Source organism: Nocardioides sp. R-C-SC26, assembly GCF_021246465.1.
GTDB lineage: Bacteria > Actinomycetota > Actinomycetes > Propionibacteriales > Nocardioidaceae > Nocardioides.
The window spans coordinates 179,482-197,436 of the sequence record NZ_JAHRHK010000004.1 but is presented as its reverse complement, the minus strand read 5'-3'; the positions used below and the strand labels follow the sequence as shown (position 1 = coordinate 197,436).

Below are 17,955 nucleotides of genomic sequence, written 5' to 3'. Positions count from 1 at the left end.
ATCAGGACCTGAGTCTCGCGAGGAGAGAGCAATGACGGTCACCGTCTCCACCACCACCGGCGAACGCCGGTCATCCATGCAGGTGCTCAAGCGCAACGGCGACAGCGAGCCCGTCGACGTCAACAAGATCGTGCGCGCCGTCGACCGCGTCAGCGGCGACCTGGCCGACGTCGACCCGATGCGGGTCGCCACCCGCACCATCAGCGGCCTCTACGACGGCGCCACCACCGCCGAGCTGGACCGTCTCTCGATCCAGACCTCCGCGGAGATGATCGGCGAGGAGCCGCAGTACTCGCGGCTGGCCGCACGGCTGCTGTCGGGCTACATCGACAAGGAGGTGCGCAACCAGGGCGTCGCCTCGTTCAGCCAGTCGATCGGCCTCGGGCACGCCGAGGGCCTGATCGGCGAGGAGACCGCGCGCTTCGTCAAGGACAACGCCCGCAAGCTCGACTTCGCGATCGACGCCGACGGCGACCGCCGGTTCGAGTACTTCGGTCTGCGCACCGTCTACGACCGCTACCTGCTGCGACACCCGATCAGCCGCCTCGTGATCGAGACCCCGCAGTACTTCATGCTGCGGGTCGCCTGCGGCCTCGCGCGCACGCCGTCCGAGGCGATCGAGTTCTACCGGCTGATGTCCTCGCTGGCCTACCTGCCCAGCTCGCCGACGCTGTTCAACTCCGGCACGCAGCACACGCAGATGAGCTCGTGCTACCTCGTCGACTCACCGCGTGACGACCTCGACTCGATCTACAGCCGCTACGCCCAGGTGGCCAAGCTGTCGAAGTTCGCCGGCGGCATCGGCATCTCCTTCTCCCGCGTCCGGTCCCGCGGCGCTCTCATCCGCGGAACGAACGGGCAGTCGAACGGCATCGTGCCGTTCCTGCGCACGCTGGACTCCTCGGTCGCCGCCGTCAACCAGGGTGGACGACGTAAGGGCGCCGCCTGCGTCTACCTCGAACCGTGGCACCCCGACGTCGAGGAGTTCCTCGAGCTGCGGGACAACACCGGCGAGGACGCACGCCGCACCCACAACCTCAACCTGGCCAACTGGATCCCCGACGAGTTCATGCGCCGGGTCGAGGCCGACGAGCCGTGGTCGTTGATCGACCCGAACGAGGCCCCCGAGCTCGTCGACCTGTGGGGCGCCCGGTTCGACGCCGCCTACCGACGGGCCGAGGAGGAGGGGCGGTACGTGCGGCAGGTGCCCGCGCGGGACCTCTACGCCAAGATGATGCGCACCCTCGCGCAGACCGGCAACGGCTGGATGACCTTCAAGGACGCCAGCAACCGCACCTGCAATCAGACCACCGACGAGCCAGGCGGCCCGGTGGTCCACCTCTCGAACCTGTGCACCGAGATCATCGAGGTCTCCTCCGACGGCGAGACGGCGGTCTGCAACCTGGGCTCGATCAACCTCGCGCAGCACCTGACGGCGGTGCTGGCGGACACGGTCAGTCCCACGGGCACGACCGGAGTCGGCGTGGACTGGGAGAAGCTGCGCCAGACCGTGCGCACCGCCGTCCCGCTGCTCGACCGCGTCATCGACATCAACTTCTACCCCAGCGCCGAGGCGGCGCGGTCCAACCCGCGGTGGCGACCTGTCGGGCTGGGGCTGATGGGCCTGCAGGACGTCTTCTTCGCCCTGGGCCTGCCCTTCGACTCCGCCGAGGCCGGCGAGCTGTCGACGCGGATCTCGGAGGAGATCTACCTGACTGCGCTGGAGGTGTCCTGCGAACTGGCACGGGAGCACGGTCCGCACCCGGCGTTCGCGGAGACCCGGGCCGCCAGCGGTGTGCTGCAGCCCGACCACTGGGATGTCGCGGTGACCCAGACCGAGCGCTGGGCCGGCATCCGCGCCTCTATCGCGGAGCACGGTCTGCGCAACTCGCTCCTGGTGGCGATCGCGCCGACCGCCACCATCGCCTCGATCGCCGGTTGCTACGAGTGCATCGAGCCGCAGGTGTCCAACCTGTTCAAGCGCGAGACGCTGTCGGGGGAGTTCCTGCAGATCAACACCGCGCTCGTCCGCGAGCTGAAGGCACGCGATCTCTGGACACCGGCCATCCGCGACGCCATCAAGAAGGCCGAGGGATCGGTCCAGGGCATCGCCGAACTGCCGGACGACGTCCGTGCGCTGTTCCGGACGGCATGGGAGCTGCCGCAGCGTGCCCTCATCGACATGGGTGCCCAGCGGCAGGCCTTCATCGATCAGAGCCAGTCGCTCAACCTGTTCATCGCCGGGCCGTCGATCGGCAAGCTCTCCTCGATGTACCTGCACGCCTGGAAGTCGGGCCTGAAGACGACCTACTACCTCCGCTCACGCCCGGCCACGCGGATCCAGCAGACGACCACCATCGGCGCCTCGACCGCGACGGCGATGCCGGTCGCCGTCGGAGCCGTCGACACGGCGCCGCCGACGCCCGCGGACGCCGTCGTGGTGCCCGCACCGACCACCTACACCGACGAGGAAGCGCTCGCCTGCTCCCTCGAGAACCCCGAGAGCTGCGAGGCCTGCCAGTGACCACCGACATGACCCCCTCCGCTGCGACCGACACCAGCGTCACCAAGATGCTGCTCGACCCCGGCATGTACCTCACGCTGCGGCCGATGCGGTACCCGCACTTCTACGACATGTACCGCGACGCCATCAAGAACACCTGGACCGTCGAGGAGGTCGACCTCCACTCCGACCTGAAGGACCTCCAGCGGCTCTCGGACGCCGAGCGGCACCTGGTCTCCAGACTGGTGGCGTTCTTCGCCACCGGCGACACCATCGTCGCCAACAACCTGGTGCTCAACCTCTACCAGCACATCAACTCTCCGGAGGGCCGCCTGTACCTGAGCCGGCAGCTCTTCGAGGAGGCGGTCCACGTGCAGTTCTACCTGACGTTGCTCGACACCTACGTCCCCGACGAGAAGGAGCGGCACGAGGCCTTCGCCGCGATCGACAACATCCCCTCGATCAAGCACAAGGCGGACTTCTGCTTCAGGTGGATCGACTCGGTCTTCGACCTCCAGGAGCTGCGAACAGCGGACGATCGGCGAGCCTTCCTGCTCAACCTGATCTGCTTCGCCGCCGTGATCGAGGGTCTTTTCTTCTACGGCGCCTTCGCCTACGTCTACTTCCTGCGCTCGCGCGGCCTGCTCAACGGGCTCGCCTCGGGCACCAACTGGGTGTTCCGCGACGAGTCGATGCACATGGCCTTCGCCTTCGAGGTCGTCGACACGGTCCGCGCCGAGGAGCCGGAGCTCTTCGACGACCAGATGAAGGAGCAGGTCCGGCAGATGCTCATCGACGGCGTCGAGGCCGAGGCCCAGTTCGCCGACGACCTGCTCGAAGGCGGTGTCGCGGGGCTCTCGACGGCGGACATGCGTGCCTACCTGGAGTACGTCGCCGACCGCCGCATGGAACGACTCGGCCTCCCGATCATCTTCGGCTCGGCCAACCCGCTCGCGTTCATGGAGCTGCAGGACGTGCAGGAGCTCTCCAATTTCTTCGAGCGCAAGGTCTCCGCCTACCAGGTCGGCGTCAGCGGAGCCGTCGGGTTCGACGAGGACTTCTGACCGGCGGGTCGCGTTTCCTGCCGGCGCCGAAGGAACGAGGGCGGGGTTTCGAGACGCCCGCCCTCGTTCCTCGGGCGGGCTCCTCAACCACCGGTGGGCCGGCGGCTCCTCGACCACCGGCGGCGGTTGGTGGTCGGGGAGGTCGCTCTGCGACCGTCACGAGACCTGACCCGTGGCGCTAGCCTCGCGCGCTATGAAGACGTTGCGCATCTCACGCGGAGTCATCGCGGTCTGCTCCTTGGCTCTCGTCGTCACCGCATGCGGTGCGGACGGCGAGCCGGACGACGAGACGTCGCCGTCGGCGTCGTCCGCCGCCCCCCCCCGCCCGCCCGTCGCCGACGCCGAGCGCCACTGATGAGCCGCAGCCGGCACCCGCTCCGGTGGTCACCGTGCTGGACGTCGGCGCCGGCAAGCGTGGCGAACTCCGGTTCAGCGCGGAGGAGGGTCAGGTCACGACGTTCAGCGGTCGCCAGACCTCGGTCGTGAAGGTCGCCGGCGGTGCGCCGATCACCATCGCGCTCGAGCTGTCCCAGACCTCCACGGTGATCGACGTCCAGAGCGACACGTTCACCGTCGAGCAGGTCATCGACGAGATCCGACCCGTGGCAGGCGAGATGGATCCTGCGCAGGTCCAGCAGATCGAGGCGGAGGTCGGCGCGATGTCGGGTCTGCGCAGCACCCTGGTGCTCTCGACCCGTGGCGAGCTGGTGAGCAACGAGGTCGACATCCCCGAGGGCATGGACGACGGGTCGCGTCAGTTCGTCGACCAGCTCACCAGCCAGGCCGCGCAGGTCACGATCCCGCTGCCGGAGGAGGCCATCGGCATCGGTGGTCGTTGGGACGCCGAGAGCAGCTTCACCGTGAGCGGCGTCGAGACCTCGCAGCGCACGATCTACGAGCTGCGCTCGCGCCGCGGCAACGTGGTCGAGATCGTCAGCACGACCGAGATCGAGCAGACGTCGTCGGTCGCCGGCGTCTCCGTGTCCGGTCAGGGAACCGGAACCGGGCAGATCACGCTCGACCTGGGCATGCCGACACCCCGTCGCACGCGCGTCACCCTCACCAACACCTCCAGCCTGGAGGGCGAGGGGCAGGCCGTGGAGACCAGCACCGAGAACACCACCGAGTTCAGCACCGAGCGCGTCGCGGACTGAGCACGCGCCTCACAGGGTCTCGACAAGCTCGACCACCGAACCGGTGGTCGAGGAGGTCGCTCTGCGACCGTCACTGGTCTCGACAAGCTTGACCACCGAACCGGTGGTCGAGCTTGTCGAGACCCGGTGAGCCGAGTACCCGACAGCGCGCTCAGACCTCGAAGGCTCCGGCCTCGAGGCGCTGCTTGACCTCGGTGAGGAACCGGCCGGCGTCGGCACCGTCGACGAGCTGGTGGTCGTAGGTCAGCGCGAGGTAGACCATGTGACGCACCGCGATCGTCTCGCCGAGGTTCGGGTCGTCGATCACGACCGCGCGCTTCACGACCGCGCCCGGACCGAGGATCGCGACCTGCGGCTTGTTGATGATCGGCGTGTCCCACAGGGCGCCGACGCTGCCGAGGTTGGTGATCGTGAACGTTCCGCCCGACAGCTCGTCGGGGCCGATCTTGTTGGTGCGGGTGCGCTCGGCGACGTCCGCGATCTTCTTGGCTAGGCCCGAGATCGACAGGTCGCCGGCGTCCTTGACCACCGGCGTGATCAGACCCTTCTCGGTGTCGACGGCGAGCGCGAGGTTCTCACGGTCGAAGTAGGTGATCTCGCCCTTCTCGGTGTCGATCGCCGCGTTCAGCTTCGGGTGCTGCTTGAGCGCGTCGATCGCAGCCTTGGCGAAGAACGGCAGGTAGGTCAGCTTGACGCCCTCACGGGCCAGGAAGTCCGCCTTCACCGACTCCCGCAGGCGCGCGATGTTGGTGACATCGACCTCGACCACCTGGGTCAGCTGCGCCGAGGTGTCGAGCGAGTCGATCATCCGCTCGGCGATGATCTTGCGCAGGCGGCTGATCTTCTCCGTCGTGCCGCGCAGCGGCGACGGGGTGATGCTCGGTGCGGCCGGGCGCCCGGCCGCAGGCGCGGCGGGAGCCGCTGCGCCCGAGGCGGCGGGAGCGGCGGGAGCGGCCTTGGCCGCGGCGGCGGCGTCGAGCACGTCCTGCTTGCGGACCCGGCCACCGACACCGCTGCCGGCGACCGAGGCCAGGTCGACGCCGTGCTGCGAGGCGAGCTTGCGCACGAGCGGGGTGACGTAGCCGGTGCCGTCGCCGCCACCGGACGACGCGGCCGGCGCTGCTAGGGTCTCGGCCGGCTTCGACTCTGCCTGCTGAGGCTCCGCGGGCTCGGACTCGGCCTGTGCGGGCTGCTGGGTCTCCTCGGGCTCCCGCTTCCTCCTCCGGCCCCGGCTCCGGCTCGGGCTCGGCGGCCGGCTTCTCCGGCGCCGCGGGCGTGGCCGAGCCGTCGCCGACGACGGCGAGCTCGGCGCCGACCTCGACGGTCTCGTCCTCGGAGACCTTGATCTCCAGCAGCGTGCCGGCCACCGGTGAGGGGATCTCGGTGTCGACCTTGTCGGTGGAGACCTCCAGCAGCGGCTCGTCGACCGCGACCTCGTCGCCGACCTGCTTCAGCCAGCGGGTGACGGTGCCCTCGGTGACCGACTCACCCAGGGCAGGCAGGGTGACGGGCGTGCCGGAGCCGCCGGAGCTGCCGGAGCCGCTGTCGTTCGACGCAGCCACGGGCTCCGACGAGGTCTCCTCCTCGGCCGGCTCGTCCTGGGCAGGCTCGGGCTCGGCAGGAGTCTCGGCCTGGGCCGGCTCGGCAGGCTGCTCCGGCTCGGAGTCACCACCGGAGGGTGCCTCGTCCTCCTCGCCGATCAGCGCGAGCACGGCACCGACCTCGACGGTCTCGTCCTCGCTCGCCTTGATCTCCAGCAGCGTGCCGGCGACAGGAGAGGGGATCTCGGTGTCGACCTTGTCGGTGGAGACCTCCAGCAACGGCTCGTCGACCGCCACGGTGTCGCCGACCTGCTTCAGCCATTGCGTGACGGTGCCCTCGGTGACGGATTCGCCGAGGGCGGGGAGGGTGACTTCAGTGGCCATGGCTGCTGATCTGTCCTTCGGGTTGCGGGGTGTGGTGATGCGTCGGTCGGGTCGTACGAGCGATTCTTCGCCGGTCAGCCGTGCGCGTGCAACGGCTTGCCGGCCAGCGCCAGGTGGGCCTCGCCCAGCGCCTCGTTCTGGGTGGGGTGCGCGTGCACCAGCGGTGCGACGTCCTCGGCGTGGGCGTCCCAGCCGTAGATGAGCTGGGCCTCGCCGATCAACTCGCCGACGCGCTCGCCGACGAGGTGGAGACCGACGACGGCGCCTCCCGGCGCCTGGACGAGCTTGATCGAGCCCTGCGTGCGCAGGATCTGGCTCTTGCCGTTGCCGGCGAGGTCGTAGACGAGCGTGCGGCCCCCGCCCCCGTAGCGACCGCGAGCGGCAGCCTCCGTCAGGCCGACGGAGGCGACCTCGGGGCGGCTGTAGGTGACGCGCGGGATGCCGGCCTCGTCGATCGGCTGAGGCGCGAGGCCGGCGATGTGCTCGGCCACGAGGATGCCCTGCGCGAATCCACGATGCGCCAACTGGGGCCCGGCGACGATGTCGCCGACGGCGTAGGTGCCCTCCGCGCTGGTTCGGCAGAACTCGTCGACCACGACCAGGCCGTGCTCGAGCGTGACGTCGGCCTTCTCCAGGCCGATGCCGTCGGTGAGCGGCCCCCGGCCCACGGCGACCAGCACGACGTCGGCCTCGATCACCGAGCCGTCAGCCACCGTCAGGGCGACGCCGTCTCCGGTGTGCGCGATCGAGGCGAAAGCCGTCGCGGTGCGGACCGTGATGCCGCGCTTGCCGAACGCGCGAGCCAGGGCGGCCGAGCTCGCCTCGTCCTCGGAGGGCAGAAGTCGGTCGGCGGCCTCGACGATGGTGACCTCGCTCCCGAAGCTGCGCCAGGCACTGGCGAACTCGCAGCCGATCACCCCGCCCCCGACCACGACGGCACGCGAGGGCACACGGTCGAGGCGGACGGCATGGTCGGAGGTCAGCACCCGCTCGCCGTCGACGCCGAGACCGGGCAGTGTGCGCGAGGCGGAGCCGGTCGCGACGACGACGTGCCGGCCGCGGTGGATCGCCCCGTCGACCTCGATCTCGCGGGGGCCGACGAACTCGCCGCGGCCCTCGATCAGGGTGATGCCGCGACCCTTGACCAGGCCGGTGAGACCGCGGAACAACCGGTCGACGACACCCTGCTGGTACTCCAGGACACGGGGGACGTCGATGCCCTCCAGGGTGGCGCGGACTCCGAACCGATCGGCCTCGCGCGCGGAGTCGGCGACCTCGGCGGCGTGCAGCAGCGCCTTGGTCGGGATGCAGCCCTGGTGCAGGCAGGTGCCGCCGAGCCGGGACTCCTCGATCAGACCGACGTCGAGACCGAGCTGCGCGGCCCGCAGGGCACACGCGTATCCGCCCGAACCCGCGCCCAGGACGAGCACGTCGTAGTCGGTGCGGACCACCGGTATCACTGTCCTCTCCGCCACGATCGCCGGCGGTCCGTGCCCGCAGACGATGCGACACCTCCATCCTTGCACTCCGCAGGAACGACAGTTCACCCGCCGCGCTACCCGTGAGTCAGGACCGTCGCGCCGGTCGGACCGAGCCCGACCTCCGCCTTCCGCGACGCGGCATTCGCGTGGTCGGGCAGAATGTCTCCATGGCGTTCTTGGATCGATTCCGCCGCTCGGGCACGAAGATGAGCGGTCCTGCGCGCGACGCCGCGCGCACCGGCTCCACCCGGGTTCGCGCCAGCGACAGGACCGACGAGAAGCACCTGCAGGAGTGGGTCGGCGCCCGACGCGGCGTCGAGGGGTTCGTCGAGCCGCGTACCGCCGTCAGCGAGATCACGCTGCTGCTCGTCGCGCACGACGGCGAGTGGACGAGGCGCCGGGTGCCGTCGTCGAAGTGGGCCCACGACTTCGCGAACCGCCACCAGATCCCGTCCTACGACGCCGCCGTCGTCGGCATCCCGCAGCGGATGCGGGACTACAACTCCCGGATCAAGCAGCAGCGCCGCGAGCAGGGCCTCTCCTGACCCGGACGGCCTGTCAGGCGCGTTCGCTCAGGAGCCGGCGGCCAGGCCGCGCGCGACCTCGACCAGCGTGGTCACCGCGACGCCGGTGCCGCCGCTGGTGACGTGCCCGCTCGGGCCTCCGGAGTTGAACGCGGGGCCGGCGATGTCCAGGTGCGCCCAGGGCAGTCCGCCGACGAACTCGCGGAGGAACGCCGCCGCGTAGAGCCCGCCACCCCAGCGCACCCAGTCGTGCTGCTGGAGGTCGGCGATGCGGCTGGAGGTGACCCGCTCGCGCATCACCTCGGGGATCGGCATGTGCCACATCTCCTCGCCCGCGCGCTCGGCCGCCGACAGCACGGCGCGTACGGGCTCGTCGTCGCCCAGCACGCCCGAGACCTTGTCGCCCAGTGCCACCACCATGTGACCGGTCAGCGTGGCGACGTCGAGCAGCAGGTCCGGTGCGTCGTCGACGGCCATCACGAGCGCGTCCGCGAGGACGAGGCGACCCTCGGCGTCGGTGTTCCAGACCTCGACCGTGGTGCCGCCGTGGATGGTCACGACGTCACCGGGCCGCATCGCTCCGGCCCCGACCATGTTCTCGGCGAGCGCGGCGTAGGCCGTGACCCGCACGGGCAGACCGAGGTCGGCGATCGCGAGCGTGGCTCGAACGACGGCCGCGGCGCCGGCCATGTCCGACTTCATCTCCTGCATCCCCGAGGCCGGCTTGATGCTCAGGCCTCCGGTGTCGAACGTGATGCCCTTGCCCACCAGGGCCAGGTGGTGCCCGGCGTCGCGCGGCTCGTAGGTCAGCTTCACCAGGCGCGGGGGCGCATCCGACCCGGCGCCGACGCCGAGTAGCCCGCCGCAGCCCTCACGGGCCAGGGCGGTCTCGTCGAGCACCGTGCAGGTGACCTTCGCGGCGCTCCGTGGTCGGTTCGCCACGAGGTCGGCGATCTGATCGGCGAACGCCGGCGGACGCAGATCGTTCGGTGCCGTGTTGACCCAGTCGCGCGTGCCGCACACGGCGTCGGCGAGCACGCCTGCCGTCTCGAACCGGGCGACCGTCTCCTTCTGGCGCGCGACCGGGCTGAGCACGACGACCTCGGCGGGGCTCTTGCCCGGGCCACTCGCCTTGTACGCGGTGAAGGTGTAGCCGCCGAGCCGGTAGCCCTCGAGGACGGCTCCGGCCAACGCGGCGGAGTCGGCCGGCAGGGCCAGCGCGACCGAGGCCGCGTTGGTGACGGCGCGGGCAGCGGCGCCGGCGGCGCGTCGCACCGAGGACGGCGAGGCGAGCTCGCCGAGACCCACGAGCACCAGGAGCGGAGAGCCGATCGTCTTCGACGTCGGCACCTTGGTGACCTCGCCGATCCGGCCGGTGACGCCGAGGGTCGCCAGCAGGGGAGCGAAAGCGCGGCCATAGGCGTGCTCGACGTCCTCGCCCCCGGGGGCCACGCGAGCCGGCTGGTCGCCCGGACCGGCGAGCACCCCGACCACGACCGCATCGGCCTTCGACTTGGCCGGACTGGCGTTGCGCAGGGCGTAGGACGTCACGTCGCGAGGATAGGAGATCGGCGCGCCGTCGCCACCCGGGCGTGCGCGCCCACCGTCGCCGTCTGAGCGTCGGCGGGCTGGGATACGTTCGGCGCATGTCGTCCCCGGAGTCCCTGCTGACCTCTCCGCTCCACGACCGGCACCACGCGCTCGGCGCCAAGTTCGCCGAGTTCGGCGGATGGTCGATGCCGTTGCAGTACGCCGGCGTGGTCGAGGAGCACCACGCCGTGCGTGATGCCGTCGGGCTGTTCGACGTCAGCCACCTCGGCAAGGTGAAGATCACCGGCCCCGGCGCGGCGGCGTTCGTCAACGCCACGCTGAGCAACGACCTGGCCAAGATCGCACCGGGCAAGGCCCAGTACACGCTGTGCTGCGACGAGGAGACCGGCGGCATCGTCGACGACCTCATCGTCTACTTCCACGGCGAGGACGACGTCCTGCTGGTGCCCAACGCCGCCAACACCCCCGAGGTGGTGCGTCGGCTCGGCGCCGCGGCGACGGAGGAGCTGACGATCACCGACCTGCATCGCGAGCTCGCCGTCCTCGCCGTGCAGGGGTCGTCGGCAGACGACGTGCTCGCCGCCGTCGGGCTGCCGGTGGGTCACGAGTACATGTCGTTCGCGGTGGCGACGTTCGAGGGCGCCGACGTCGTCGTGTGCCGCACCGGGTACACCGGGGAGCGCGGTTACGAGCTGATCGCGCCGAACGCCGTTGCCGGCGCACTGTGGGACGCCGTGCTCGCAGCCGGCGAGCCGTTCGGCATCGCCCCCTGCGGGCTCGGCGCGCGCGACACGCTGCGTACCGAGATGGGGTATCCGCTGCACGGGCAGGACATCAGCCTCGACGTCACTCCCAACGAGGCTCGGCTGGGTTGGGCCGTCGGCTGGGCGAAGCCGGCCTTCTGGGGCCGCGAGGTGCTGCTCGCCGAACGCGAGCGCGGCCCGCGCCGTCGGCTCTGTGCACTCGTCTCGACGGGTCGGGCGATCCCGCGCCCGGGCATGAGCGTCTCGCTCACTCCCGACGTGCTGCTGGGCGAGATCACCTCCGGCACGTTCTCGCCGACGCTGCGCACGGGCATCGCGCTCGCCCTGCTCTCCAGCACCGTCGGCCCCGACGCCCAGGTCGGCGTCGACGTCCGCGGTCGCCGGGAGACCTTCCAGGTCACCACGCTCCCGTTCGTCGACACCTCGGTGCGGGGGTGAACCGCCGATGACCCTCCCCGACCTGCCGCCCACCTTCCGCCGTCCGGCCGAGGCCGAGCGGCCGTGGGCCTGGACCTTCAGCGACGCCGCGGGCGAACCCGTCGTGGTCGAGGGCGAGCTCGCCGAGCAGCGGTTCACCCACCAGGGGGACGCCGAGAGCTGGATCGGTGAGATCTGGCGCGATCTCGTCGACGCCGGCGTGGCCCAGGTGCATCTCGTCGAGCACGAGCGCGTCGTCTACGGGCCGATGTCGCTGTCGGTCTAGCCTGAGGTCGTGCAGGCCTACCACGACCTCCTCCAGCGCATCCTCGACGAGGGCGTGGAGAAGGGTGATCGCACCGGCACCGGGACCCTGAGCGTCTTCGGCCACCAGATGCGCTTCGACCTCGGCGAGGGCTTCCCGCTCGTCACGACCAAGAAGGTGCACACGCGCTCGGTCTTCGGCGAGCTGCTGTGGTTCCTCCGCGGCGACACGAACGTCCGCTGGCTCCAGGAGCGCGGCATCAGCATTTGGGACGAGTGGGCCGACGACCAGGGTGATCTCGGGCCCGTCTACGGCTACCAGTGGCGGTCGTGGCCGACGCCGTCCGGCGAGCACGTCGATCAGATCGCCGGCGTCGTCGAACAGCTGCGCCGCGATCCGGACTCCCGCCGTCACATCGTCTCGGCGTGGAACGTCGCCGACATCCCGCAGATGGCGCTCGCCCCGTGCCACACGCTGTTCCAGTTCTACGTCGACCCGCGCGACGGTGGCCGGCTCTCCTGCCAGCTGTACCAGCGCTCGGCCGACGTCTTCCTCGGCGTGCCGTTCAACATCGCCTCCTACGCGCTGCTGACCCACATGGTCGCCCAGGTGGTCGGCCTCAAGGTTGGCGACTTCGTGCACACCTTCGGCGACGCCCACCTCTACCTCAACCACCTCGACCAGGCCCGCCTGCAGCTCGGCCGTGAGGCGCGAGCGCTGCCGCGGCTGGAGCTCGATCCGAGCGTCACCGCGCTCGATCGGTTCGAGCTCGAGCACATCTCGGTCGTCGGCTACGACCCCCACCCCGGCATCGCAGCGCCGATCGCCGTCTGAGCCGCAGGTCGACGCGATGAAGCGGATCATCATGGTCGCCGCCGTGGCGCAGAACGGCGTGATCGGCGACGGCCCGGACATCCCCTGGTCGGTGTCGGGGGAGCAGCGCCTCTTCAAGGAGGTGACGACGGGCCACGTCCTGGTGATGGGCCGCACGACCTACGAGTCGATCGGACGCCCCTTGCCGGGCCGGACCACGATCGTGTTGACCCGCGATCGGACGTGGAGGCCCGCCGAGGTGCCGGGCAGCGACGGCGTCCTGGTCGCGCACTCCTTCATCGACGCTCTCGCCCGCGCGGCGACCCTCGAGGGAGAGGTGATCGTCGCCGGGGGCGCCCAGGTCTACGCCGAGGCGCTGCCGATGGCGACCGAGCAGATCCTCAGCCTGATCCCGCTCGAGCCCGCCGGCGACGTCCGCTACCCCGAGTTCCGCGAGAGCGAGTGGGTCGAGACCGACCGCGAGCGTTTCGAGGGCTTCGACCGGGTCTGGCTCGAGAGGGTCCAGCACCCACGCTGACTGCGTCCGGCGCCCCCGGGTGGAGCGGCTGCATCCCACGGCCTGCCAGGCTGGGGGCATGGAACTCCGCATCTTCACCGAGCCCCAGCAGGGGGCCGTCTACGACGACCTGCTCGCCGTCGCACTGCGGGCCGAGAGCCTGGGATTCGGCGCGTTCTTCCGCTCCGACCACTACCTCGGCATGGGTACCGACGGCCTGCCGGGCCCCAGCGACGCCTGGATCACCCTCGCGGGCCTCGCCCGCGACACGACGTCGATCAGGCTCGGCACGATGATGACCAGCGCGACCTTCCGGCTGCCCGGGCCGCTGGCCATCAGCGTCGCCAACGTCGACCAGATGTCCAACGGCCGCGTCGAGCTCGGCATCGGTGCGGGTTGGTTCGAGGCCGAGCACACCAAGTACGCGATCCCGTTCCCGTCCACCGGCGAGCGCTTCGACCGCTTCGAGGAGCAGTTGGCGATCATCACCGGGCTGTGGGCGACTCCGTTGGACGGCGGCGGCTTCTCCTTCGACGGCGAGCACTACCAGGTGGCCGACAGTCCGGGGCTCCCCAAGCCGGTGCAGGCCAAGCCGCCCGTGCTGATCGGCGGACTGGGTGCGAAGCGCACACCAGCGCTCGCCGCCCGGTACGCCGACGAGTTCAACCTGCCGTTCGTCGACGAGGAGACCACGGCCCGTCAGTTCGCCCGCGTGCGGACGGCGTGCGAGGCCGTCGAGCGCGACCCCGCCACCATGACGTGGTCGAACGCGCTGGTGGTGTGCGTCGGTGCCGACGAGTCCGAGATCGACCGCCGCGCGGCGGCGATCGGGCGTGATAAGGACGAGCTGCGCGCCAACGGACTTGCCGGAACGCCGTCGGAGGTGGTCGACAAGATCGGTCGTTACGCCGAGCTGGGTGCCGAGCGGATCTACCTCCAGATGCTCGACCTGGCCGACCTCGAACATCTCGAACTGATCGCCGCCGAGGTCATGCCGCACCTCTGAGAAGTGCCGGGAGTCCCCTCCCCAGGGTTAGGCCGGGGGCCAACCGCGTCGTTCGCAGAGCCACTGCCACGTCACCTCGCCCTGCCAGCGCTGGTGGTCGCGGATGTGGGGGGAGTTCCCCGGCACCGGCTGGGCGGCGGAGTGCAGGAAGTAGCCGGTGATCAGCGCCAGCAGCGAGTCGAACGCCTCCGCGGGAACCTCCGCGAAGACCGGACGCCGCGCCAGCACGTCGTCGACGTCCAGGCCGTCCCCGCGCGGTCCGATCAGCGCGAGGAACGAGTCCAGCCAGGCGGCGCCGCGGCTCGGCCAGTTCCAGTCGCACAGCAGTGCCGCGCCGTCGGGACGCAGCAGCAGATTGTCGTCGCGCACATCGGTGTGCACGACCGTCTCTCCGTGGCAGTGCCCCGCGAACAGGTCCGCGAGTTCGCGCGTCGCAGCCGTGTGGGGGAGCCCGTAGCGCGGACCGACCGCGTCCCACAGCTGGGGCCAGTCGGCCAACTCGTCCTCGAAGCGGTCGAGGACGAGTCCGTCGGGGCACGGCGTCAGCAACCTCGCGGTCTCCTCGAGCGCATCGAGGCAGGCCTCGAGCTGGTCCGTCCGCCAGGGGCGCTCCGGAGCGGCGCCCTCGACGAACTCGGTGCTGAGCACCACCCAGTCGTACTCCTCGAACGACCACAGCAGCCGCGGGGCGGGCACGCCGTCGGGCAGGAGGGAGAGCTTGCGGATCTCCTCGCGGTAGGACGCCGCGAACATCGGTTGCGCGGTCGCCGATGCGGCCTTGACGAAGTGGCGCGATCCGTCGACGCCGTCGAGCACGGAGGCGAAACCCGGGGTGAAGCCGGAGTCTCGGGAAGCGGCGGTGCTCACCGCGGTGCCGAGGCGAGCCTCCACCGCCCGACGCACCATCGGCGGCAGGTGCTCCCACGCCAGACGTCGGGCCGTGCGGCCGACCGGTGCCGGATAGGGGCCGACGGGTCCAGACACAGGCGTCATCGTGGCGCACCGGACGCCTGCCTGCGGGGCATCCACGCCCGCCCGGGCGTGTTGGCCGTTCCGCTGGTCGAGGAGGTCGCTCTGCGACCGTCGAGAGCCGGGTAGCCGCTGAACGTGCACGCCGCGATTCCGCAACGGGATCGGGCTTTGGGAGAATGCGGCCACCATGCCGCAAGCCACCACCGTGCCCCAGCCCGGACAGACCGACCCGTCGATCATCCGGAACTTCTGCATCATCGCCCACATCGACCACGGGAAGTCGACGCTGGCCGACCGGATGCTCCAACTGACGGGCGTGGTCGACGCGCGCGCAGCCCGTGCCCAGTACCTGGACCGCATGGACATCGAGCGCGAGCGCGGCATCACCATCAAGAGCCAGGCGGTGCGGATGCCGTGGCAGGTGGACGCCGGCAACGCGGCGGACACCGAACCCGGCACCTACGTGCTGAACATGATCGACACACCCGGTCACGTCGACTTCACCTACGAGGTCTCGCGGTCGTTGGAGGCCTGCGAGGCCGCGATCCTGCTCGTCGACGCGGCTCAGGGCATCGAGGCGCAGACGCTGGCGAACCTCTACCTCGCGATGGGCGCGGACCTCCACATCATCCCCGTGCTCAACAAGATCGACCTGCCGAGCGCGAACCCGGAGAAGTTCGCCGCCGAGCTCGCCGGCCTGGTGGGCTGTGAGCCCGAGGACGTGCTCCGGGTCAGCGCGAAGACCGGCGTGGGCGTCGAGGAGCTGCTCGACGAGATCGTCAAGCAGACCCCCGCCCCGGTCGGCGTCCAGGACGCACCGGCACGGGCCCTGATCTTCGACTCGGTCTACGACACCTACCGCGGCGTGGTCACCTACGTACGCGTCGTCGACGGGAAGCTGAGCCACCGCGACCGGATCAAGATGATGTCGACCGGCGCCACCCACGAGATGCTCGAGATCGGCATGATCAGCCCCGAGCAGGTCAAGGCGGGCGAGCTCGGCGTGGGTGAGGTGGGGTACCTCATCACCGGTGTGAAGGACGTGCGGCAGTCGCGCGTCGGCGACACGGTGACGACCCAGCACGGCAGCGCCACCGACGCGCTCGGGGGCTACAAGCACCCGAACCCGATGGTCTACGCGGGGTTGTACCCCATCGACGGCGACCAGTTCGGCGATCTGCGCGAAGCGCTGGAGAAGCTCCAGCTCAACGACGCCGCCCTGACCTTCGAGCCCGAGACCTCCGGTGCCTTGGGGTTCGGCTTCCGGCTCGGCTTCCTCGGCCTGCTGCACATGGAGATCACCCGTGACCGGCTCGAGCGCGAGTTCAACCTCGACCTGATCTCCACCGCACCCAACGTCGTCTACGAGGTGTTGATGGAGGACGGCTCGCAGGTCGAGGTCACGAACCCGAGCGAGTTCCCCGACGGCAAGATCGCCGAGGTACGCGAGCCGGTCGTCCGTGCCACGATCCTGAGCCCGAGCGACTTCATCGGCACGATCATGGAGCTGTGCCAGACCAAGCGGGGCAGCCTGCAGGGCATGGACTACCTCTCCGAGGATCGTGTCGAGATGCGTTACACCCTGCCGATGGGCGAGATCGTCTTCGACTTCTTCGACCAGCTGAAGTCGCGCACCAAGGGCTACGCCTCCCTCGACTACGAGCGCTCCGGCGAGCAGGCCGCCGACCTGGTCAAGGTCGACATCCTGCTGCAGGGTGAGGCCGTCGACGCGTTCTCGGCCATCGTGCACAAGGACGCCGCCTACTCCTACGGCGTGATGATGGCCGGCAAGCTGAAGGAACTGATCCCGCGCCAGCAGTTCGAGGTGCCCATCCAGGCTGCGATCGGTGCGCGGGTCATCGCCCGCGAGAACATCCGCGCGATCCGCAAGGACGTGCTCGCCAAGTGCTATGGCGGCGACATCAGCCGCAAGCGCAAGCTGCTGGAGAAGCAGAAGGCCGGCAAGAAGCGGATGAAGAACATCGGCACCGTCGAGGTGCCGCCGGAGGCGTTCGTGGCGGCCCTCTCGAACGACGGCTCGGGTTCCACGGACAAGGGCAAGAAGTAGCGGGTGCGGATCCCGCCTGCACGGCTGGACCGCCACGACCCGCAGGGCCCGTGGCAGACCTGGGTCGCCGGGCTGCCCAGGCTCGCACGCGACGTCATGGCGCAGTGGGAGCTCGTCGAGGACGGCGAGCAGCGTCACGGTCACGTCGCGAACGTCGTGATGGTGCGGACGGCGGACGGCGACCCGGCCGTACTGAAGCTGGGACTCCCGCACGCCGAAGCCACCCACGAGCACCTGGCGCTGCAGCACTGGCACGGGCGGGGCGCCGTGCGACTGGTGCGTGCGGATCCGGGTCGCGGCGCACTGCTCCTGGAGCGTCTGCAGACCCGTGACCTCAGTGAGGCGTGGGACGTGGAGGCCTGCGAGATCGTGGGTGGCCTCTACGGCCGTCTGCACGTCCCGGCGCCACCGCAGCTGAGCGATCTCACGACCTCGGTCGCGGGTTGGACCGACGATCTCGCGAGCCTTCCGCGGGACGCACCGGTGCCGCGCCGGTTCGTCGAACAGGCCGTGTCGCTGGGCCGTTCGTTCCTCGCCGACGAGGCCAGCACCGGCACGATGATCCACGGCGACCTGCACTACGAGAACGTGCTGGCCGCCGATCGCGCGGCCTGGCTCGCCATCGATCCGAAGCCGGTGAGCGGCGACCCGCACTACGAAATCGCGCCGCTGCTGTGGAACCGATGGGACGAACTCGCCGGCGACGTCCGCGGGGGAGTGCGGCGCCGCTTCCACGCCGTCCTCGACGCCGCCGGGCTGGAGGAGGAGCGCGCCCGGGACTGGGTGGTGGTCCGGATGCTCCACCTCGTGATGTGGGAGCTCGACGGGCGCAGCCCCGACAACGACCGGATCACCCGCCATCTGACGATCGCGAAGGCTGTCCAGGACTGAAGTCTCTGCGTTCGGCCGACCTCGCGGACGTGTGCGGCAG

Annotated in this window: 15 protein-coding genes and 1 pseudogene; 12 read left to right on the top strand and 4 right to left on the bottom strand. The window is 70.3% G+C overall.

Annotated features, from left to right (window positions below; translation table 11 throughout):
• The first annotated feature begins 31 nt into the window (after window positions 1-31).
• From KSO97_RS05670 to KSO97_RS05655, 4 genes are all read left to right on the top strand, one after another.
• Window positions 32-2,524 carry a ribonucleoside-diphosphate reductase subunit alpha gene (locus tag KSO97_RS05670; RefSeq protein WP_232677043.1) on the top strand — a complete coding sequence of 831 codons (2,493 nt, stop codon included), beginning with the start codon at window positions 32-34 and terminating at the stop codon, window positions 2,522-2,524.
• Window positions 2,525-2,532: 8 nt separating this feature from the next.
• Window positions 2,533-3,567 (top strand): ribonucleotide-diphosphate reductase subunit beta, encoded by a 1,035-nt coding sequence (locus KSO97_RS05665; protein WP_232677040.1) that lies wholly within the window; start codon window positions 2,533-2,535, stop codon window positions 3,565-3,567.
• A gap of 193 nt (window positions 3,568-3,760) precedes the next feature.
• Window positions 3,761-3,922 carry a hypothetical protein gene (locus tag KSO97_RS05660; RefSeq protein WP_232677037.1) on the top strand — a complete coding sequence of 54 codons (162 nt, stop codon included), beginning with the start codon at window positions 3,761-3,763 and terminating at the stop codon, window positions 3,920-3,922.
• 34 nt (window positions 3,923-3,956) lie between these two features.
• A complete protein-coding gene (locus tag KSO97_RS05655; RefSeq protein ID WP_232677036.1) occupies window positions 3,957-4,721 on the top strand; it encodes a DUF6263 family protein in 765 nt (254 codons plus the stop codon).
• Window positions 4,722-4,872: 151 nt separating this feature from the next.
• On the opposite strand, the pseudogene sucB reads toward KSO97_RS05655, so the two are convergent.
• A pseudogene (gene sucB / locus KSO97_RS05650) lies at window positions 4,873-6,646 on the bottom strand (2-oxoglutarate dehydrogenase, E2 component, dihydrolipoamide succinyltransferase).
• A gap of 74 nt (window positions 6,647-6,720) precedes the next feature.
• On the bottom strand, window positions 6,721-8,097 hold the full coding sequence (gene lpdA, locus KSO97_RS05645) for a dihydrolipoyl dehydrogenase (RefSeq protein ID WP_232677035.1): 1,377 nt from the start codon (window positions 8,095-8,097) through the stop codon (window positions 6,721-6,723).
• A 197-nt stretch (window positions 8,098-8,294) separates the two neighbouring features.
• Here lpdA and KSO97_RS05640 point away from each other — a divergent pair, with 197 nt between their 5' ends.
• Complete coding sequence (locus KSO97_RS05640; protein ID WP_232677034.1) at window positions 8,295-8,672, top strand: hypothetical protein; 378 nt, start codon at window positions 8,295-8,297, stop codon at window positions 8,670-8,672.
• A gap of 27 nt (window positions 8,673-8,699) precedes the next feature.
• Here KSO97_RS05640 and KSO97_RS05635 read toward each other — a convergent pair whose 3' ends face one another.
• Window positions 8,700-10,202, bottom strand: coding sequence for a leucyl aminopeptidase (locus KSO97_RS05635; protein ID WP_232677033.1), 1,503 nt, complete (start codon window positions 10,200-10,202; stop codon window positions 8,700-8,702).
• Window positions 10,203-10,297: 95 nt separating this feature from the next.
• On the opposite strand from KSO97_RS05635, the gene gcvT reads away from it, so the two are divergent.
• The 5 genes from gcvT to KSO97_RS05610 are packed head-to-tail and all read left to right on the top strand — an operon-like array spanning window position 10,298 to window position 13,984.
• Window positions 10,298-11,404: a glycine cleavage system aminomethyltransferase GcvT gene (gene gcvT / locus KSO97_RS05630; protein ID WP_232677032.1), complete on the top strand. Its 1,107-nt coding sequence runs from the start codon at window positions 10,298-10,300 to the stop codon at window positions 11,402-11,404.
• A gap of 7 nt (window positions 11,405-11,411) precedes the next feature.
• A complete protein-coding gene (locus KSO97_RS05625) occupies window positions 11,412-11,669 on the top strand; it encodes a hypothetical protein (protein ID WP_232677031.1) in 258 nt (85 codons plus the stop codon).
• Between the two features lie 9 nt (window positions 11,670-11,678).
• Window positions 11,679-12,482, top strand: coding sequence for a thymidylate synthase (locus KSO97_RS05620; protein ID WP_232677030.1), 804 nt, complete (start codon window positions 11,679-11,681; stop codon window positions 12,480-12,482).
• Window positions 12,483-12,498: 16 nt separating this feature from the next.
• Window positions 12,499-12,999, top strand: a complete 501-nt coding sequence (locus tag KSO97_RS05615; protein WP_232677029.1) for a dihydrofolate reductase — start codon at window positions 12,499-12,501, stop codon at window positions 12,997-12,999.
• 58 nt (window positions 13,000-13,057) lie between these two features.
• The gene (locus KSO97_RS05610; protein WP_232677027.1) at window positions 13,058-13,984 is read left to right on the top strand and encodes an LLM class F420-dependent oxidoreductase; all 927 of its coding nucleotides are present in this window, start codon (window positions 13,058-13,060) and stop codon (window positions 13,982-13,984) included.
• 27 nt (window positions 13,985-14,011) lie between these two features.
• Here KSO97_RS05610 and KSO97_RS05605 read toward each other — a convergent pair whose 3' ends face one another.
• On the bottom strand, window positions 14,012-14,968 hold the full coding sequence (locus KSO97_RS05605; protein ID WP_232677026.1) for a phosphotransferase: 957 nt from the start codon (window positions 14,966-14,968) through the stop codon (window positions 14,012-14,014).
• A 175-nt stretch (window positions 14,969-15,143) separates the two neighbouring features.
• Between KSO97_RS05605 and lepA the strand changes: the two genes are divergently transcribed.
• Both lepA and KSO97_RS05595 read left to right on the top strand, forming a co-directional pair.
• A complete protein-coding gene (gene lepA / locus KSO97_RS05600) occupies window positions 15,144-17,024 on the top strand; it encodes a translation elongation factor 4 (protein ID WP_232677024.1) in 1,881 nt (626 codons plus the stop codon).
• Between the two features lie 3 nt (window positions 17,025-17,027).
• Window positions 17,028-17,915 (top strand): aminoglycoside phosphotransferase family protein, encoded by an 888-nt coding sequence (locus KSO97_RS05595; RefSeq protein ID WP_232677023.1) that lies wholly within the window; start codon window positions 17,028-17,030, stop codon window positions 17,913-17,915.
• The last annotated feature ends 40 nt before the right edge of the window (window positions 17,916-17,955 follow it).

Coding starts and splice junctions, on each gene's coding strand:
- KSO97_RS05615 (WP_232677029.1), top strand. CDS start 12,499: ATGAAGCGGATCATCATGGTCGCCGCCGTGGCGCAGAACGGCGTGATC.
- KSO97_RS05625 (WP_232677031.1), top strand. CDS start 11,412: ATGACCCTCCCCGACCTGCCGCCCACCTTCCGCCGTCCGGCCGAGGCC.
- KSO97_RS05670 (WP_232677043.1), top strand. CDS start 32: ATGACGGTCACCGTCTCCACCACCACCGGCGAACGCCGGTCATCCATG.
- gcvT (WP_232677032.1), top strand. CDS start 10,298: ATGTCGTCCCCGGAGTCCCTGCTGACCTCTCCGCTCCACGACCGGCAC.
- lepA (WP_232677024.1), top strand. CDS start 15,144: ATGCCGCAAGCCACCACCGTGCCCCAGCCCGGACAGACCGACCCGTCG.
- KSO97_RS05660 (WP_232677037.1), top strand. CDS start 3,761: ATGAAGACGTTGCGCATCTCACGCGGAGTCATCGCGGTCTGCTCCTTG.
- KSO97_RS05665 (WP_232677040.1), top strand. CDS start 2,533: ATGACCCCCTCCGCTGCGACCGACACCAGCGTCACCAAGATGCTGCTC.
- KSO97_RS05640 (WP_232677034.1), top strand. CDS start 8,295: ATGGCGTTCTTGGATCGATTCCGCCGCTCGGGCACGAAGATGAGCGGT.
- KSO97_RS05610 (WP_232677027.1), top strand. CDS start 13,058: ATGGAACTCCGCATCTTCACCGAGCCCCAGCAGGGGGCCGTCTACGAC.